Below are 15851 nucleotides of genomic sequence, written 5' to 3' on the forward strand. Positions count from 1 at the left end.
ATAAATTGCAACAAATATCGTCCTCAACTTTTAGTAATATGTCCAATTTGTGGGTAAACACCCACCGAATTGAAATTTTACTTTATTGTATGTAAAAAAAGATGCTGCTACAACTAAAACATCTCGTCTTGTTGTTACAGCATCCATAACATTATTTCATTTTTTGTTTTTGTTTTTTAGGCTTCTCTTCTAACAATTCAAGGCTAGACGATTCTGCATCTTCTAAATGCGCTTTGTCTAAGACATTCGTTAAATGAAGGCCACGTTTTTTTGCTTCACGTTCGATATGTGCTAGTGTTTCTTGCAGTACCTGTACACGAGCATACTTTTTATCGTCTCCTGGTATTAGAACCCATGGAGCATTTTTCTTATCAGTCTTCTCAAACATTTCATTTGCAGCTTCTACATACAGTGGCGTTTTTTCACGATTTCGCCAGTCTTCATCTGTTAGCTTCCAAGACTTATACGGATCCTGCTCACGTTCTTTAAAACGTTTAAGTTGCTCCTCATCAGATACTTGAAGCCAAAACTTAATGACAATATAATCTCCTGCCGTTAGAATCTTTTCAAAATTATTCATTTCTTCGTATGCACGAGACCACTCTTCATTTGTTGCAAATCCTTCAATACGCTCAACTAATACACGACCATACCAAGAGCGATCAAAAATTGCGATTTGTCCATGCTGTGGCAGCTTTCTCCAAAAGCGTTGTAAATAATTGTAGCGTAGCTCATGGGGCTGAGGCGCTGAAATCGGATGTACGACATAACCACGTGGATCAACACGTTCAATTAGACGCTTAATTGCGCCTCCCTTACCAGCAGCATCCATACCTTCAAATACTAAAATTAACCCTATTTTATTGTTTAATAAAAACTGTTGAGCATTTAACATTTCATACTGGAGTACTTTTAATTTCTTTTTATACATTTTCTTATCTAGATTAACTGATAGATCTAGATCATTTAAATTTTGAGTCATTAAAACTTCACTCCTTACATTTGTATACTTCCATTGTACTAAAGAAATATATGCATGCCCATTCAAATGGTAAATTGTAGATAATTTTAGCGAAACAACACGATACATTGTTGGAAATTTCCGTTATAATGAAAATATAACGTTACAGTCCTATACTTATTTGTCTTTTCCCTATACAATTTAACACGAAGGGAGAGGAAAACATGCCTCGATTTTTTTTGATGACAATCACTTACGTTGTCTCACTTATCCTAACCTTTTCATCCTATTTCATGAAAATAAACGGTCAATCTTCCTTAGAGATTTCAAATCGTTTTCCAGTAATATTTGCACCTTTTAATGTTAGTTATGTGATTTGGATTGTGGTTTACATGTTACTTGGTTATTGGTTAGTCATGAATCTAAAAAAGACATCTATTAAACAGACTGTTCTCTTTAGTAGCATATGTATCATGCAGGCGCTAGCAATTGTTGTTTGGCATCACGAATTATTTATCGTGTCAATCGTCAGCACGTTTATTTTAGTACTGTATTTATCTAAGTTGTACAAAACGTACCCTCTCATCAATAACTCACTTACAGGTCGTTTACCCTTCTCGATTTACTTCGCATGGGTTACATTCAGCCTGATGACAAATGTAAGCTTCACGCTGACATCTTATCAATGGAATGGTTTTGGACTTAGCGATCCACTGTGGGCAGTTATTTTACTGACACTTGGGGTAGCAATAGCACTACATATTCGATTCCATTATTTTGATATTATCTATCCAAGTGTATTTATCTGGTCCTATATAGGGGTCGTATTACATAATGGTTTTGATGAGCTACTTGTGTCAACGGCAGCCTTGTTTTTATGCGGAGTGCTACTTGTCGGTATATTATTTATTAAAAAAAATCCTGCCTACCAAAAATAAATTGGTAGCAGGATTTTAATTTTTATTGTTCATCAAGTGAAGTTAAAATAATTGGTTTGTCTTTTGTAACGATAATTGAATGCTCGATTTGAGCAACTAATGATTTGTCTGGCGTAACGAATGTCCAGCCATCACCAGACTCCACAATATGCTCCGCTTTCGCTGAGATAAATGGCTCAACTGCAAGAACCATGCCCTCTTTCATAATTGTAGAATCCCATGCATCATAATAGTTTAAAATATGGTTTGGCTCATCATGTAAAGAACGACCTAAACCATGTCCTGTTAGGTTCATAATCACTGTTAAATCATTAGCATATGCTTCACGCTCAACAGCTTTGCCGATTTGGTTTAATTTTGATCCAGCTTTTACTTTTGTCATCGCACGATCAAAAGCACTTTTGGCTACGCGACACAACTTTTCTTTATCCTCATAGCCTTCACCAACTACAAATGAAATGCCTGTATCAGCAAAATAGCCGTTTAATGAACCAGATACATCTATATTGACGATATCTCCCTCTTTAATCACACGTCCACCTGGAATACCGTGTGCGACTTCCTCATTAACACTAATACATGTGTATCCTGGGAAATCATACTCCCCTTTAGGTCCAGAAACTGCTCCGGCCTCAGCAAACATACGGCCTGCAATTTCATCTAGTTCTAGTGTTGTTACACCTGGTTTTGTAGCAGCCTTCATTGCTTCACGAATTTCAGCACAAATACGGCCGATTTTTTTAAAGGCTTCAATCTCTTCTTGCGTTTTTACAATCATTTTTAACGTCCCTTTCATCTAATATCTACTATTTAATATAACATAACTTTCTATGCTTAAAACGCTAAACGCTTTAAATATTATATGCCATCATAAATTATAAAGTGCCGAAAACAGGCTTATCTCCATAAGTTGAGGATGACATTTATTAAAACGTAAACAATGTGCATATGTTAATTGGAGTGGAGACTGGGCGACTCCTCGGGGATTAGCAATAGGGGAACGAAGGCTAAAATCATCACATCCTGTGATAACGCCTTCGTGACCAACATCGGTGCCGCTGCCGTTTCGTTAGCAAATGTTTTATCTGTGCGAAAGCGAAGCGGCAGCAACAAAGGGTCCAGTCGGAACGGAAATCACCCCCATGTTATGGTGAGGAACTAAATAATAATAAAAACCCTTCACTCATGTGAAGGGCATAATAATTATGATTTTCGTTGCATTAATTGAGGTGCTGCCGTAAATAACAGAACACCGACTATCGCTGTTAAAATCGTTGCTGGTAGCATATATGTTCCATTATAGATGATTGAATAAACCCATGAATTTTGATCACCTGCATACTCTGCGAAAAATACAGCGCCCCCAATGGTATGTGCTGCATAACGTAAAAAGCCCGCTAATACCGTTCCTAAAATAATATAAAGCGCCATTTTCTTTTTGTTTAAATCTTTTGCAGCCTCAAGCACTGGCCCACGTACAACGGCCGCTAAGCCTACTACCGTAAAGGCAACACCATAATCAAGTGTTCCTTGAAGCCAATGTATAATATAGGCGCCAAACATTGTTTGCATAACACCAATAAGTAAACCCGTTACCATGCCTGGAATAAGACCCCAGCGGAATGCTATTAACATTATTGGCACCATTACGAGACTAACAGAGCCTCCTTGTGCCCATACTTTAAAGGAAACCTGATCGAGCACAAGGCCAATCGCTGCGAAAATCGCAATCTCCACAAGCATTAAAAGTTTTTTATTGTCCATAATTATTCTCTCCTTTGTTCCGATGTAGGATACAAGAGCAGGAATAGAAATCAGTTGGCAAATATGTCCCTATCTAGCATCAATAAAGATAAAAAAACGATGCCAGGACAGAGCCTCACATCGTAAAAGTGTCGGTTTCTATCCACATCCCTACGCAAGTGTTAACTTACAGGTTCAAAGAGTTAAGGCATTACGTGCCCAGTCTCAGCTGACATCATCAGCTCCCCTTGTGGTCGTTACATCTTAATTTAGTTGAACAACCTCATTGTACGCAAACACTGTAACGATTACAACCTCTTCCACATTAATTTTTTTGAAACTTTACTGTTTTTCATGCGTAAATATTTAAAAAGGAGGTACAACTATGGAGAACCAAAAAATTTTATCTGCCTTTAGTTATCTCAGTATCTTTTTTGCACCCTTTATTGTGCCATTAGTCGTTTACTTTGTTTCAAAAGATAACGACGTAAAAAGTCATTCTCTTCGAGCACTAATATCACATTTAATCCCAGTCGTATTTGGAATAATATTTTTTGCAGTCTTTATTTTCTCAACTTTATCATTCAACACTTTTGAACCAGATTCAGGTAGTAGTTCATTTCTTATCATTTGGTTAGTTTCATTTGTGATTTACATTCTTGTTTCAATCGGAATTCTTATTTGGAATATTATTCAAGCGGTTCGCGTTATCCGATAAGTTTCATTTCAACCTTGAACAGAACGTACTAAAAGGAGCTGTTATTTTTTGAAAGTATCTAAAGTTGTCAAAACCGCCGTAAAATTAGCACCGATCGTTATTCCAATTGTTAAAAAAGTAATCGCTGCAAAAAAAGGAACAAATCCTAACATAACTAAAAAGTGATAAAAAGGCGTATTTCCACACATCGGAAATACGCCTCTTTCTTTATTTCACTTCAAAATATGTTTGACTATGTCCGTTCATTGTTTTTTCAACGTGCAACACTGCAGGCATTGTAGCTTTTAACTCTGCAACGTGTGAAATGACGCCAATCATGCGTCCAGAATCTTGTAAATCAATAAGAGTATCAATCGCCTTATTTAATGCCTCTTCATCAAGAGAACCAAAGCCCTCATCAATAAACATTGTTTCAATACGGATATTACCTTGAAAGCTTTGAATAACATCTGCCATCCCAAGGGCAAGACTTAAAGAAGCATTAAACTTTTCTCCCCCTGATAATGTTTTTACATCACGTAATTGGTCTGTATAGGCATCATACACATCTAGGCCAAGCCCACTTTGCTTAGCATGCTTTTCTAAACGATCTGAACGTCGTAGCTCAAATTGACCGTTCGATAAATGATAAAGTCGGACATTTGCTGCCTCTGTAATTTTATCTAAATAATTGATTTGAATATAACGCTCAAAGGACAGCTTTTTCGCATTTTGCCCATTTAACATTGTATAGAGTTCTTTTACTCGTCCAGCTTCTTTTTCAAGTAAGCGTATTTCCAGCTCCGCTTCCTCCACTTTTTCAATAAAGTCTGCGCAAACTTTCACAAATCCTTCCATCTGCTGCAATACTTTAAAGGCTTCCTCATAGGTTACACGAAGCACCTCTAACTTTTCTTCCATTGCCGTTAAATCTTGCTTCTCTTGCCCTTTAAGGTGCTTCGCTCCCTCAGTAATTTGTACCTGTAAAGTGTGGATTTGCATAGCATAATCACTGCAAGCCTTCCGTAAAGCATCCATTTGCAACACGCTACGCTTTCCAGTAGCAAATTCTTCATAGCTTTCAAAGCCAGCTTCCTTCATACTTACTGAAAATTGCTCGCGCTTTTCATCCATCTTCAGTTTTAACTCCTCAAAAGCCTGCTTCGCTATTTCGACGGTCATTCTAGCATTGTTTGCTGTTTCCTTGGCAGTTTGCAAACTTTGTTGGCTGATAGTCCACGCAGTTTGTAAGGCAACCTTTTGAGAACCTATTTGAGCAATTGCCTGTTTCAATGCATGTAGCGTCGTAAGATTTTCTGGAATATGTTTTTGCTGCTCTTCCACAACTGCTTGTTGTTTAGTCAATTCCTTCGTCTTTTCAGCTAAATATTGCTCTAGCTTTAATTGCTTTTCTTGTAGCTGCTCCATTCGTACACGATGATCCTTTTGTTGCATGCGTACATCAGACAATTGATTGCTCACTACTTTTAAGATTGTAATTTGTTGCTCTATATTTTGTAAGGAAGCTACAATTTGTGCTTGGTTCGATTGATCAATCTCATTCGTCTCTAACTGTTCTAATGCCTCTTGTAGAAGATGATTTGTAGAATTCAATAAAGCTTCTTTCTCTAAAAACTTACGCTCATCATTAGTAGCCTTTACTCGTAAAGATTCCACCTGTCCTAATTCGATCATCTCTAATTGCTCACGATGTGTTTCGAGATGTATTGTACTACCGCATACTGGGCAAGCCTCGCCATCCTTAAGCTGCTGTGCTAAAATACTTGCCTGACTCGCAATCCATTGTTGCTCCAACTTTTGAAGAGCTTTCTTACTTTCTTGATAGTGGACATTAGTCGTAGCTACATCCTGCTCTGCCATTTCTACTGCTCTAGTATATTTTTCAACTTGCGCTAAGTATGATACTTGCTCTTTTAGCTTCGGTAGCTGCTCTAAAAAACCTTCATATGGCTCAAGTTGTTTTTCATATTGTTCAATTGTTGTTGCTAGATGCTGAACTTGCATTTGACCTGTTTCTACGATTTTACGATTATCGTCTACTGCTAGCTTGGCTGTTGCAACATATTGTTTAGCTATTTGTAGTTGCTGAAGATTATTCTCATACGCCTCAAAAGTTGGTAATAATGCTTGAAGCTGTAACTCCTGTTGTAGAACGTGTTGGCGTTCAGGTTCCTTCGCCTCTTCAACATTAAATTTTTCCTGAGCTAATTTTAACTGAGCTTCTGCGTTTTGTTGCTCTGTCACTGCTTGCTGACAGGATTGTTCTTTACGATTTTGCTCAGTACGTAAATCGACGCATTGTTGCTCAAATATAACAAGACGTTCTGCTTTCTCTGCTAATGCAATTTCACGTTCTTTTGCGCTATATACATCTTGCTCTTGTAGCAATACTTGCAGACGGTTCTGACGATTCGTTTGCTCATCAAATTGCTCATTCAATGTTTTCGCCATACTATAAAACTCTTGCTCTTTTTGATGATGCGCATAAGCTACTTTATAACGCTGCTGTTCCAATTGTATACATTCAGTATAGTAGGTTTGCTCTTCTTCCAGAGCCTTCTTTAACTGATACATATTTTCAGTATTATTAGTAATACAAGTAAATAAAGATGACGAACGCTGTGGCAATGCCCCCGCAATTTGGCCAAGAAGATGCTCTTTTAATTGCTTCGCGCGCAGTAAATCACTTTCTGCTTCTTTTCGTTTCGCATCAAGTCTTTTTGTCATAGCACCAAAACGGTCTGTTTTAAAAATCTTGCGCAAAATAACTTCTTTATTCGTAGAATCCGAAGTTAATAGCTTGCGAAATTCACCTTGTGGCAGCATAACAATTTGACTAAATTGATCCTTTGTGAGGCCTATTATTTCCTGTAGCTTTTTATCTACCTCAAGTGTTTGCTGCTTTTCTACAATACTATAATCAAGTGTGTCTCCTTTGATTTCAGCCAGTTCTATTTTCTTACCAGTAACACTTTTGTTCTTTTCTTTAATATGACCTGGCTGACGTAATATTTGATACACTCTATCATGCATTTCAAAAACAAGTTCCACAGCAGTATACACATCATCATCTGCAAACCCGCTTCGTAACATTGCCGTATCTTGACGATCTTCACCGCTACCCGATCCGTAAAGTGCATAGCATATAGCATCAAAAATCGTCGTTTTCCCTGCACCTGTTTTTCCAGAAATCGCAAATAGACGATGTTCACCTAGCTGTTGAAAATCAATAACCTCTGTATTTTTATATGGACCGAATGCAGTAATCGTTAACTTTAAAGGCTTCATTTTACTGTCTCTCGCTCCTCATCTAATAATTCTTGCAGCATCTCTGTAAATAGACGCTCTGTATCTTCATCTGGCTGTATACCTATAATATCTGTAAAAAATGATCGGAATAAATCGATGTCTTCTATCTTCTCTGTCTCGACCGCTTGAATTTCTTGTGCTACTTCTTGGCGTATTGTTTTACGCTCAACATGCATCGCATGAGGAAACACTGTACGAATACGTTCCATCGGCGAAGTTACTGGCGTAGTATCTGTTAAACGTACAAATACATAATCATCACTTGGTGGTAATTGCAATAAATCATCCAGTTTCCCCTCTACCACTCGTAAGTCTCGTCTCGGTATAAGCTTTCGCTTCGTGACAGTTGTTTCCCCCTGTGCATCTAGCTCAACTATTAAAAAGCCCTTCTCATGTAGGTGCTCTGATAATGAATACTTCAATGGAGAACCGGCATATCGAATCGTTTCGTTCAACACAAAATGCGCTTTATGCAAATGTCCAAGCGCAGTGTAATGAAAAGGCTTAAACAGCGCAGCATTTATGCAATCTGAGCCCCCTATTGATAAAGGTCGCTCTGATTCACTCGTATTTGCTTCTTCTTCTCCATACTTCGTCACAAAGGCATGTCCAACAAAAACATTACGCTTTGAAGAATCTAAACTTTGCCCAATATATTCAATAATTTTTTCCATCGCATCTTGATGAGAGCGAATGGAATCATCCTCTAAAATCGTCCGTACTGACGCTGGCTCTGCATAAGGGACGAGATGAAAATGTACTTCACCATATTCATCATGTAAAACGATTGGTGCATGATCTTTCGTAAACTGGCCTTTAATATGTAATCCACTATCACTCATTAAACTACTACCAAAGTTTAATCGACCCGCACTATCGTGGTTCCCGGCAACTGCTAACACAGGAATTTTCTTATCCTGCACAATTTCCGCCAAAATATCATTTAATAAATTCACTGCCTCAATCGGGGGCATCGAACGGTCATATAAATCACCTGCTATAACGATAACATCTGGTTTCTCTTCATCTATAGCTAGCTTAAATTGCTGTAAAATAAAATGTTGATCCTCGGTCATGTAGACGCCTTGTACAAGCTTCCCTAAATGCCAATCTGCTGTATGAAATATTTTCATTTTGTGCGCCTCCTGTCTATTTCATTTTATCATGGCTGTTGGATTGTTTGTTTTTCCTTTTATTAGTTTGAAAATTATAATAGGCTTCTCATCATAATTTGGGAGACGACGTGCCGGGGTGTATCCGTCGCTTCGGCGATACTATCCGTTGCTTCAATGATTCTTTCCATCGCCAATATTTTGATAGATCTTCAACATAAAAAAGAGCATCCTTGTCGAATGCCCTGTCCATTAAAAAATTTCTTTAGCTCTTACCTTCTCCATAAAAGCAGCATATCCTTTAAAACTTGGGATGGCACGCGCCGTAGGAGTTGTTTTTTCTTTTTCACTGTCCTCTTTTTTCTGCTCTGCCTTCACTAGTTGTTCTAAAATCTGGTCAAATGAAATAGGGTTGGGCTTTGGTAATTCGTTTGAAGAAATGGCTAAAGCTTTATTTCCACTATATTCATGTAAAAATGCATTTGCCATTTGGCGATAGCCTTCAAAATTAGGATGTACATCAGAGATATTGGGTAAAAAGTTTCTAGCGTTTAACCCAAAAGCATCATATACGTCTACGTAAGCTGCTCCAGCATGCTCTGCCTGTTGCTGCAAAATCGTATTTAGCTTAACGAGCTGTGCATTTGTACCTTCTTTTTGGGTAGCATGAGCATTTGGATAAGCAAAATAATAGCCCATTACATAGACCTTTGCTTTAGGTGCCCGCACTTTTAACGCTTCTAAAATCTCCGCCATATTTTTTCTGGCAATGTTTAATGCATAATCAGTTTGTAGCTGAGAAAAGGCTAATGTACCAGCAGTTGGATTTGCTTGCACTAGCCGCAGTAAATCATTGGCGCCTGCCGAAACAGTAATAAGTGTTGCATTAGCTAATAAATCACTTGCTTCCTCTGATTTTACTCGTTTCAAAACGTCGGCTGTTGTATAGCCTGGGAAAGCGAGCTCCTTCGTATAGAAGCTCAATTGCCCAGTCATTCCTAATTTCATGGCGATTAAATCACTGTAGCCTGTATCAATCTGTTGATAAGGTGTTTGACCAGCCGCCAAGGAATCTCCAATTGACAGGTAGTTTTCAGTCTGAGCTAAAGCAGATGAAACACTAAATACCATCGTAAGTATAACTGTACCCATTAAGCATAGGTATCGTTTCATCTGCTCAACTCCTTTCTTTCCATCAAGTACTTAAAATGCCCAGCTACCTTTACGGAAAATCGGCTCTACAGTTCCGTCTGGTAAAATACCGTCGATGTCCATCTCACCGCTGCCAATCATAAAGTCCTCATGTGTTACTGAAATATTTGCACCTAATGCTTCAAGCTGACCTTTTTCTAAATCTCTTCCACCCTCTAAGCAAGTTGGATAAGCTTCACCAATCGCTAAATGGTTCGATGCATTTTCATCAAATAATGTATTAAAATATAAAATTCCCGATGCTGAAATTGGTGATTCATGCGGTACAAGTGCTACCTCACCTAAATAGCAAGAGCCTTCATCCACATTAATAAGCTCCTGTAATAATTCATGCCCTACCTGTGCTTCAGCCTGAACAATTTTTCCTTCTTCGAATGTCAGTTTAAAGCCATCGATAATATTCCCTTGATAAGCTAATGGTTTTGTATTGCTGACATAGCCATTAACACCTTGTTTCATCGGTAATGTATAAACCTCTTCTGTAGGCATATTAGCAATAAATATCGTATCATCTGGCGTTCTACTACCTCCAGTAAGCCATTTATGCTGTGGCGCTAATGCAATTGTTAAATCAGTACCTGGCGCTTTATAGTGAAGCTTCGCATATTTTTTATTGTTCAGAAGGTCTGCACGAGATTCTAAATTTGTTACATGCTCACGCCAGTTTTCAACAGCATTGCCTTCACCGATACGAACAGTCTTAAATATAGCCTCCCATAATGCTGGCACTTGTTCCTCGGCCGCTAAGTCTGGGAACACTTTCGATGCCCACTTTGGTGAAGGAACGGCTACAATCGACCAAGCGATTAAATCCTTCATGACAGCGTTACGATAGTTTCTTAGAGCAGCTCCTGATACCTTTTGATGAGTAGCTAGACGGTCTGCTGAAATACCTGTTAATTTATCAGGGTCTGCAGCATCAATCAATAAGAATGCCCCTTTACGTTCGATTACCTCATCACGCATTTTAACTACCCATTCTGGAAAACGATTAAATTCTTCATCTGAGGCATGCTCAAAGTAAGCACGATCCATTTCATCATCTGATAAGTTAACATGAACACGTCCTGCCCCAGCCTTATAGGCCTCTTTCACAACTAAACGGGCGAAATCCAATGCATCGACTGATGTATTGATTAATAAATATTGCCCTTGTTGAATATTAACACCGACTTTTACCGCAAGTTCTGCATATGCTTGTAATTTTTCTTCAAAAGTCATATTATTTACCTCGCTTTTGTCCAATTGTTTTTGAATTGCCCTCCACTATCTTACCCTCATGCCATACTTTCTGTACAGGTTTCCCAGGAATTTCTCTAGTCCATTTTTTATATGTTTTTTCATCACGATATGATAATAATGTTAATACTTCGCCATCTGCTCCTGCACGACCTGTACGGCCAGAACGATGTAAATACTGCTCAATTGTTCTTGGAACATCAACATGAATAACATGTGTTAAACCTGCAATATCTAAACCACGTGCAGCAATATCTGTAGCAATTAAAATACGCGCATCTCCTTTACGGAATGCATCTAATGTCTTTTTACGTTCTTCTTTTTTCATGTCAGAGTGTAATGTCACAATCGGTGCCGCACGGTATTGTAATTTCGTTTCCTTCATCAGCAATTGATCTATATTGTTAACGAAAGCTAGTGCACGTAATCCTTCAGTATGTGATAGTCGACGTAGGAAATCAGTTTTATCTCGCTCCTCTACTTTCACGAAAGAGTGTACAACTTTACCAACCTTTAACATATCTTCAGGTTTAATTTTGAAGCGTACTGGCTCGAACATCATGCGACTAGCTACTAATTCAATTTCCTCCGTAATTGTTGCTGAAACAACAACTACTTGTCGTCCATATGCTGAACCTTCGATAAAGGATTTTACGACAACGCGATATTCACGACTAAGTAACTGATCACATTCATCTAAAATAACTGTTTCTATTTCTTTTAGCTTTAATTTTCCGGCACGTGCTAATTCATTTAATCGGCCTGGTGTTCCTACAACGATCGTCGGTTTTTTCTTTAACTTTTCGATTTGACGTGCAGAGTTTGCACCACCAATTAGTTGCTGAACCGAAATATCAGAACCTGCTGTCCATTCACGGATAACCTCTACAATTTGCATCGCTAGCTCCTGTGATGGGGCTACGATAAGTCCTTGTGTTTGTTTTTTTGAACCGTTTACTTTATTTAGTAAAGGAAGTACATATGCTAACGTCTTCCCCGATCCTGTCGGCGATTCAGCTACCATATCCTTGCCCTCAAGCATTGCTGGAATCATTTCTTCTTGAATTTTCATCGGTTCTTCAAATTTCCATTTTGCTTGTAAATCTTCATTTAATAAATTTATTACTGACATGTAATTTCCCACCTTCTATCTACTTGACACTAGTTTAACACACTAATCATTTTCCTACTTCATATGTACATAAACCATTTTATAATCTCACCTAACGAATTTTGAGATGGGCATCTTCTTGCACAATAATGCGAAAAAAATCTGCACGATTCATGCACGGGAATTGTAAGCCTTCAAGCCCTCATAGACACCGGAGCTTCTTTGAAGGTTTACAGCTTACCCGCGAAGAGCGAGCAGATTTTTATTTGGTTGATTCAATTGTTAATCTACTATTTCATAGCCGCATGCTTCTATAGCACGCTCTGCTAAAACAATTAATGAGTCGATATAGGTGTCACTTAATTTTAAATCTCGATTGACGATAGATAATTCTGTACATCCTAATACGATACGATCACAATTAAGTGCAAGCATTGCCTCTTCTATCGGTTGCCAATCCTCTTGAGAGACATCTTTCCCAGCCTTTACATAATCATAAATAATAGACATGACTTTTTCTTTCATCCCATCGTCTGGGACAACTGGTGTTATACCAAATTCCTCTAACGCATCTTGATACATACGTGAAGTCAATGTACCTGTTGTCGCTAAAATACCTACACGCTCAGCCCCTAAATCCGAGGCACGCTTTGCTGTTTCCCTTATCATATGTAATACAGGGACTGGAGAACCTTCAACAATCTCATCGTAAAAGGTATGTGCTGTATTACATGGAATAGCAATCATATTTGCCCCAACAGAAGCAAGCTTTTTAGCATCTGCGACTATTACTGGTACAGGATTTTCCTTTGTACTATCTAAAATAAAGGCAGTACGATCAGGGATATTCGTATCATTATCAATGATTGTATGTAAATGCTCCTGATCCTTCGTTGCCTTCGTACGTCTTACAATCATTTCACCGATAAACATCGTTGCTAGTGGACCTACGCCACCTATTATACCTAAAGTTTGTTTTTTCATTAGTTTGACAGACCTTTGTTGTTAAAATATTTCTTATATTGGCGATAAAAACTTAAATTATCTAGCGTTATATTCAACCAACGTTTCGCATTCATATCCTTATAATTAAAGATGGAATCCGTAGCCATCCCTTGGCGAATAAGGCTCTTCGCTTCAATTACTAGCTGTTCATTTTGTACATATTTAAAGAGTACACCATTTGGCACTATCGTCCAAAGATGCTTATTCTGAACATAAGTTAGCTGTTGCTTACTTCCTCGAATAAAATCATCCGCAACATATTGCATTAAATTATAGCCACTTGCCGTCACATAATAATTGGAAAGTTCATTATGTAATTCAATACTTAATAACTTATATTGACTGTCGCGTTCATCATACTTCATATCAAACGTGGCAAACCCGTGGAATCGAATCTCCTCTAGAAACAATTTGACGCGATCCATTAAGTCTTGATCATATGCCGTCATTATGGCTACATAGCGACCAATCCCCTCTGGAGAATGCTCTTCTAAAATCGGGTTACCTACAGAAAGCAGCTTTACTTTATTATCTTGCCCAACATAAGCATTGACGACGCACATATGAGCATCTTCGCCTGGAATATATTGCTGTACCATTATGTCATCTCGGTATGCAGATTCCTTATAAATGGCGTGGAAAATAGCATCCTTTTCATCGTTATCTTGTGCAATATATACTTTTTTCTTGCCTGGAAAAATACATGCAGCATACTTTGTCATATTCAGCGGTTTAATGACTACTGGATATTCAAAAGGGATGTCAAGTTCCTCATAGTCATTGACGGTGCAAACATGCATTGCCGGATAGTGAAAGCCGAACTTTGCACAAAGTTCATACATGCTCTCGCGTGTTAATAACTCTTGAGCAAGGTTTGCATCTACATAAGGAACTTCAAAATACTCTGTTAGCTCCTCTTTATGTTGCACAATTTTTTTTACGTAAAATTCATCGCAGGCTAATAAAAGCAATTTTTTACCTGTAAATTCCTCTGCAATTGCCTTTAATGCCACGACAAAACGATCTTCAATATGGAGTCTTGGAACTTCACGAAATGTTAATAAATCACTGTGCTGTATTTTCTCCATATTCGTATGGTTTAATGCAAGTGGTTTAACGCCATAGGACTCGTAAAATGCTCTTGCCATGCCATAAGCATTCATTTCATCTCCTAATAAAACCGGTAAAAAAGCGTGCTCAATGACCATTCTGCTCAACTCACTTTAGCTTTTTTTAGGCTTATCACCATAACGTGGGGTTGATTTCCGTTCCGGCTACCAGCCTCCACTCCAATCAACTTATATAAATGGACTTTTTATCGAATGTCATCCTTATTACTTGGTGATGAGTCTTTTTTATAAGTGTAACATACTTTCCTTGTACTACTTATACCTCTTCTTTGAATCATTTATGAACGGCTACAGCTTGTTCACCTAAATCTCTATAGCTTTTAAAAAATTGATCTACATTATAAGTAACAAAGCCTTTTAATGGGTCCATGACCACTACTTTATCGCCTAAATGCCCAGTTAAAACAACAGCATGTAAGTTCATATACGCTTCATGCGGCACTGGTTCACCTTCATAGATCCAGCCCTTATCTAGACTTCTTTTTGGCTCTGATAAATCCAATGTAACCCATGTGACAACAGGGACTCCCTCTCGAACAAGCTGTAAAATTTCGTCCTGCGTGGAACCACTCTTATTTGACACTCGTAAGTCTGCATGTTTATCTGCTATTACTGCCTCTGCTGCTTTGACAATCGGAGCTGCAAAGACATACATACCATGTGTTTTATCACGAGGGTTACCTGCAAAAGCCTGATCTGGGTTTGGACCAAATCGTTGTCCGTTGACATTGCTTATAGTTTGCTTTGGTAAATAGTGATCAGCCATTTCCAGCTTCGTAACATCCAGCCCATAATAATTTAATACAGCTGTTAATGATGTTATTTCACATCCATGTGGTAGTTCCGGATTTTGCATAACAACTGGTACCCCCAGCTCCTGCTCGTCTCTTGAAAAATATGTTTGCAATCGATAATACGGCTTTGTCGCATCATATGTAATATGTTCGATTGTCGTATAACCATCGTTTTTCGTACTATTTTCAAGTGTAGTTGCAGCGATCGCATATTCCTGTCCCTCTTTAAGTTTCGAAAATTTCGCTTCGCCCTCTTCAGAGCCAACCACATCCTCCACTACCTCACCTGTCTTTACATCTGTAGCAGTGATATAAAGGTTAGGTATCGGTGCACCACTATTAAACTCTACCGTTAACACAGTTAATCCATTGTTTTGCGTTTCCTGCTGAGAAAACGAATTGCAACTCGAAAGTAGCATGATGATCATAATACCTATTAGTAAAAGGCGTTTATACCTCGTCCACAAGACAAATTCCGCTCCTATCTTGTTTGAAGACAATAACTTCAACTCTATTATATTTCAATTTGTCATAGACTCTATTATACGCTAATTTCATGGGCGTTCCTATTTTAACCTC

14 protein-coding genes and 1 riboswitch are annotated in these 15851 nt (G+C 38.2%); of the genes, 3 read left to right on the top strand and 11 right to left on the bottom strand.

Annotated elements, in window-relative coordinates:
• Nucleotides 1-151: 151 nt before the first annotated feature.
• Entirely contained in the window at nt 152-982 is an 831-nt protein-coding gene (locus AC3WSO_RS21255) for a polyphosphate kinase 2 family protein (RefSeq protein WP_492533463.1), read from the bottom strand.
• A gap of 203 nt (nt 983-1185) precedes the next feature.
• Here AC3WSO_RS21255 and AC3WSO_RS21260 point away from each other — a divergent pair, with 203 nt between their 5' ends.
• The gene (locus AC3WSO_RS21260; protein WP_492533465.1) at nt 1186-1899 is read left to right on the top strand and encodes a TspO-related membrane protein; all 714 of its coding nucleotides are present in this window, start codon (nt 1186-1188) and stop codon (nt 1897-1899) included.
• A gap of 22 nt (nt 1900-1921) precedes the next feature.
• Here the strand turns inward: AC3WSO_RS21260 and map are convergent, their stop codons facing one another.
• Both map and thiT read right to left on the bottom strand, forming a co-directional pair.
• Nucleotides 1922-2677, bottom strand: coding sequence for a type I methionyl aminopeptidase (gene map, locus AC3WSO_RS21265; protein ID WP_492533466.1), 756 nt, complete (start codon nt 2675-2677; stop codon nt 1922-1924).
• 425 nt (nt 2678-3102) lie between these two features.
• Nucleotides 3103-3663, bottom strand: coding sequence for an energy-coupled thiamine transporter ThiT (gene thiT, locus AC3WSO_RS21270; protein ID WP_492533467.1), 561 nt, complete (start codon nt 3661-3663; stop codon nt 3103-3105).
• Between the two features lie 130 nt (nt 3664-3793).
• Nucleotides 3794-3901: riboswitch (TPP riboswitch) on the bottom strand.
• Between the two features lie 126 nt (nt 3902-4027).
• Between thiT and AC3WSO_RS21275 the strand changes: the two genes are divergently transcribed.
• Together AC3WSO_RS21275 and AC3WSO_RS21280 are read left to right on the top strand one after the other, a co-directional pair.
• Nucleotides 4028-4360 carry a magnetosome magnetite crystal formation protein family gene (locus AC3WSO_RS21275; protein WP_492533469.1) on the top strand — a complete coding sequence of 111 codons (333 nt, stop codon included), beginning with the start codon at nt 4028-4030 and terminating at the stop codon, nt 4358-4360.
• A gap of 48 nt (nt 4361-4408) precedes the next feature.
• On the top strand, nt 4409-4525 hold the full coding sequence (locus tag AC3WSO_RS21280) for a hypothetical protein (RefSeq protein ID WP_492533472.1): 117 nt from the start codon (nt 4409-4411) through the stop codon (nt 4523-4525).
• A gap of 42 nt (nt 4526-4567) precedes the next feature.
• Here the strand turns inward: AC3WSO_RS21280 and AC3WSO_RS21285 are convergent, their stop codons facing one another.
• From AC3WSO_RS21285 to AC3WSO_RS21320, 8 genes are all read right to left on the bottom strand, one after another.
• Nucleotides 4568-7648, bottom strand: coding sequence for an AAA family ATPase (locus AC3WSO_RS21285; protein WP_492533473.1), 3081 nt, complete (start codon nt 7646-7648; stop codon nt 4568-4570).
• Nucleotides 7645-8802, bottom strand: a complete 1158-nt coding sequence (locus AC3WSO_RS21290; protein WP_492533475.1) for an exonuclease SbcCD subunit D — start codon at nt 8800-8802, stop codon at nt 7645-7647. Before AC3WSO_RS21290 ends, AC3WSO_RS21285 begins: the two co-directional genes overlap by 4 nt.
• Before the next feature lie 231 nt (nt 8803-9033).
• Nucleotides 9034-9954 carry an SGNH/GDSL hydrolase family protein gene (locus tag AC3WSO_RS21295; protein ID WP_492533477.1) on the bottom strand — a complete coding sequence of 307 codons (921 nt, stop codon included), beginning with the start codon at nt 9952-9954 and terminating at the stop codon, nt 9034-9036.
• 30 nt (nt 9955-9984) lie between these two features.
• Complete coding sequence (locus tag AC3WSO_RS21300) at nt 9985-11214, bottom strand: aminopeptidase (RefSeq protein WP_492533478.1); 1230 nt, start codon at nt 11212-11214, stop codon at nt 9985-9987.
• Nucleotide 11215: 1 nt separating this feature from the next.
• Nucleotides 11216-12364, bottom strand: coding sequence for a DEAD/DEAH box helicase (locus AC3WSO_RS21305; protein ID WP_492533479.1), 1149 nt, complete (start codon nt 12362-12364; stop codon nt 11216-11218).
• Nucleotides 12365-12625: 261 nt separating this feature from the next.
• The gene (cuyB, locus tag AC3WSO_RS21310; RefSeq protein WP_492533481.1) at nt 12626-13327 is read right to left on the bottom strand and encodes a cysteate racemase; all 702 of its coding nucleotides are present in this window, start codon (nt 13325-13327) and stop codon (nt 12626-12628) included.
• Nucleotides 13327-14556: a carboxylate--amine ligase gene (locus tag AC3WSO_RS21315; RefSeq protein ID WP_492533483.1), complete on the bottom strand. Its 1230-nt coding sequence runs from the start codon at nt 14554-14556 to the stop codon at nt 13327-13329. Before AC3WSO_RS21315 ends, cuyB begins: the two co-directional genes overlap by 1 nt.
• 196 nt (nt 14557-14752) lie before the next feature.
• On the bottom strand, nt 14753-15739 hold the full coding sequence (locus AC3WSO_RS21320) for a C39 family peptidase (protein ID WP_492533485.1): 987 nt from the start codon (nt 15737-15739) through the stop codon (nt 14753-14755).
• Nucleotides 15740-15851: the final 112 nt, after the last annotated feature.

This window comes from Lysinibacillus sp. EB106-09-02-XG168, assembly GCF_058791475.1.

Excerpts from the sequence above, each read along its gene's own strand:
- AC3WSO_RS21255 (WP_492533463.1), bottom strand. The coding sequence starts at position 982 with ATGACTCAAAATTTAAATGATCTAGATCTATCAGTTAATCTAGATAAG.
- AC3WSO_RS21260 (WP_492533465.1), top strand. The coding sequence starts at position 1,186 with ATGCCTCGATTTTTTTTGATGACAATCACTTACGTTGTCTCACTTATC.
- map (WP_492533466.1), bottom strand. The coding sequence starts at position 2,677 with ATGATTGTAAAAACGCAAGAAGAGATTGAAGCCTTTAAAAAAATCGGC.
- thiT (WP_492533467.1), bottom strand. The coding sequence starts at position 3,663 with ATGGACAATAAAAAACTTTTAATGCTTGTGGAGATTGCGATTTTCGCA.
- AC3WSO_RS21275 (WP_492533469.1), top strand. The coding sequence starts at position 4,028 with ATGGAGAACCAAAAAATTTTATCTGCCTTTAGTTATCTCAGTATCTTT.
- AC3WSO_RS21285 (WP_492533473.1), bottom strand. The coding sequence starts at position 7,648 with ATGAAGCCTTTAAAGTTAACGATTACTGCATTCGGTCCATATAAAAAT.
- AC3WSO_RS21290 (WP_492533475.1), bottom strand. The coding sequence starts at position 8,802 with ATGAAAATATTTCATACAGCAGATTGGCATTTAGGGAAGCTTGTACAA.
- AC3WSO_RS21295 (WP_492533477.1), bottom strand. The coding sequence starts at position 9,954 with ATGAAACGATACCTATGCTTAATGGGTACAGTTATACTTACGATGGTA.
- AC3WSO_RS21300 (WP_492533478.1), bottom strand. The coding sequence starts at position 11,214 with ATGACTTTTGAAGAAAAATTACAAGCATATGCAGAACTTGCGGTAAAA.
- AC3WSO_RS21305 (WP_492533479.1), bottom strand. The coding sequence starts at position 12,364 with ATGTCAGTAATAAATTTATTAAATGAAGATTTACAAGCAAAATGGAAA.
- cuyB (WP_492533481.1), bottom strand. The coding sequence starts at position 13,327 with ATGAAAAAACAAACTTTAGGTATAATAGGTGGCGTAGGTCCACTAGCA.
- AC3WSO_RS21315 (WP_492533483.1), bottom strand. The coding sequence starts at position 14,556 with ATGGTCATTGAGCACGCTTTTTTACCGGTTTTATTAGGAGATGAAATG.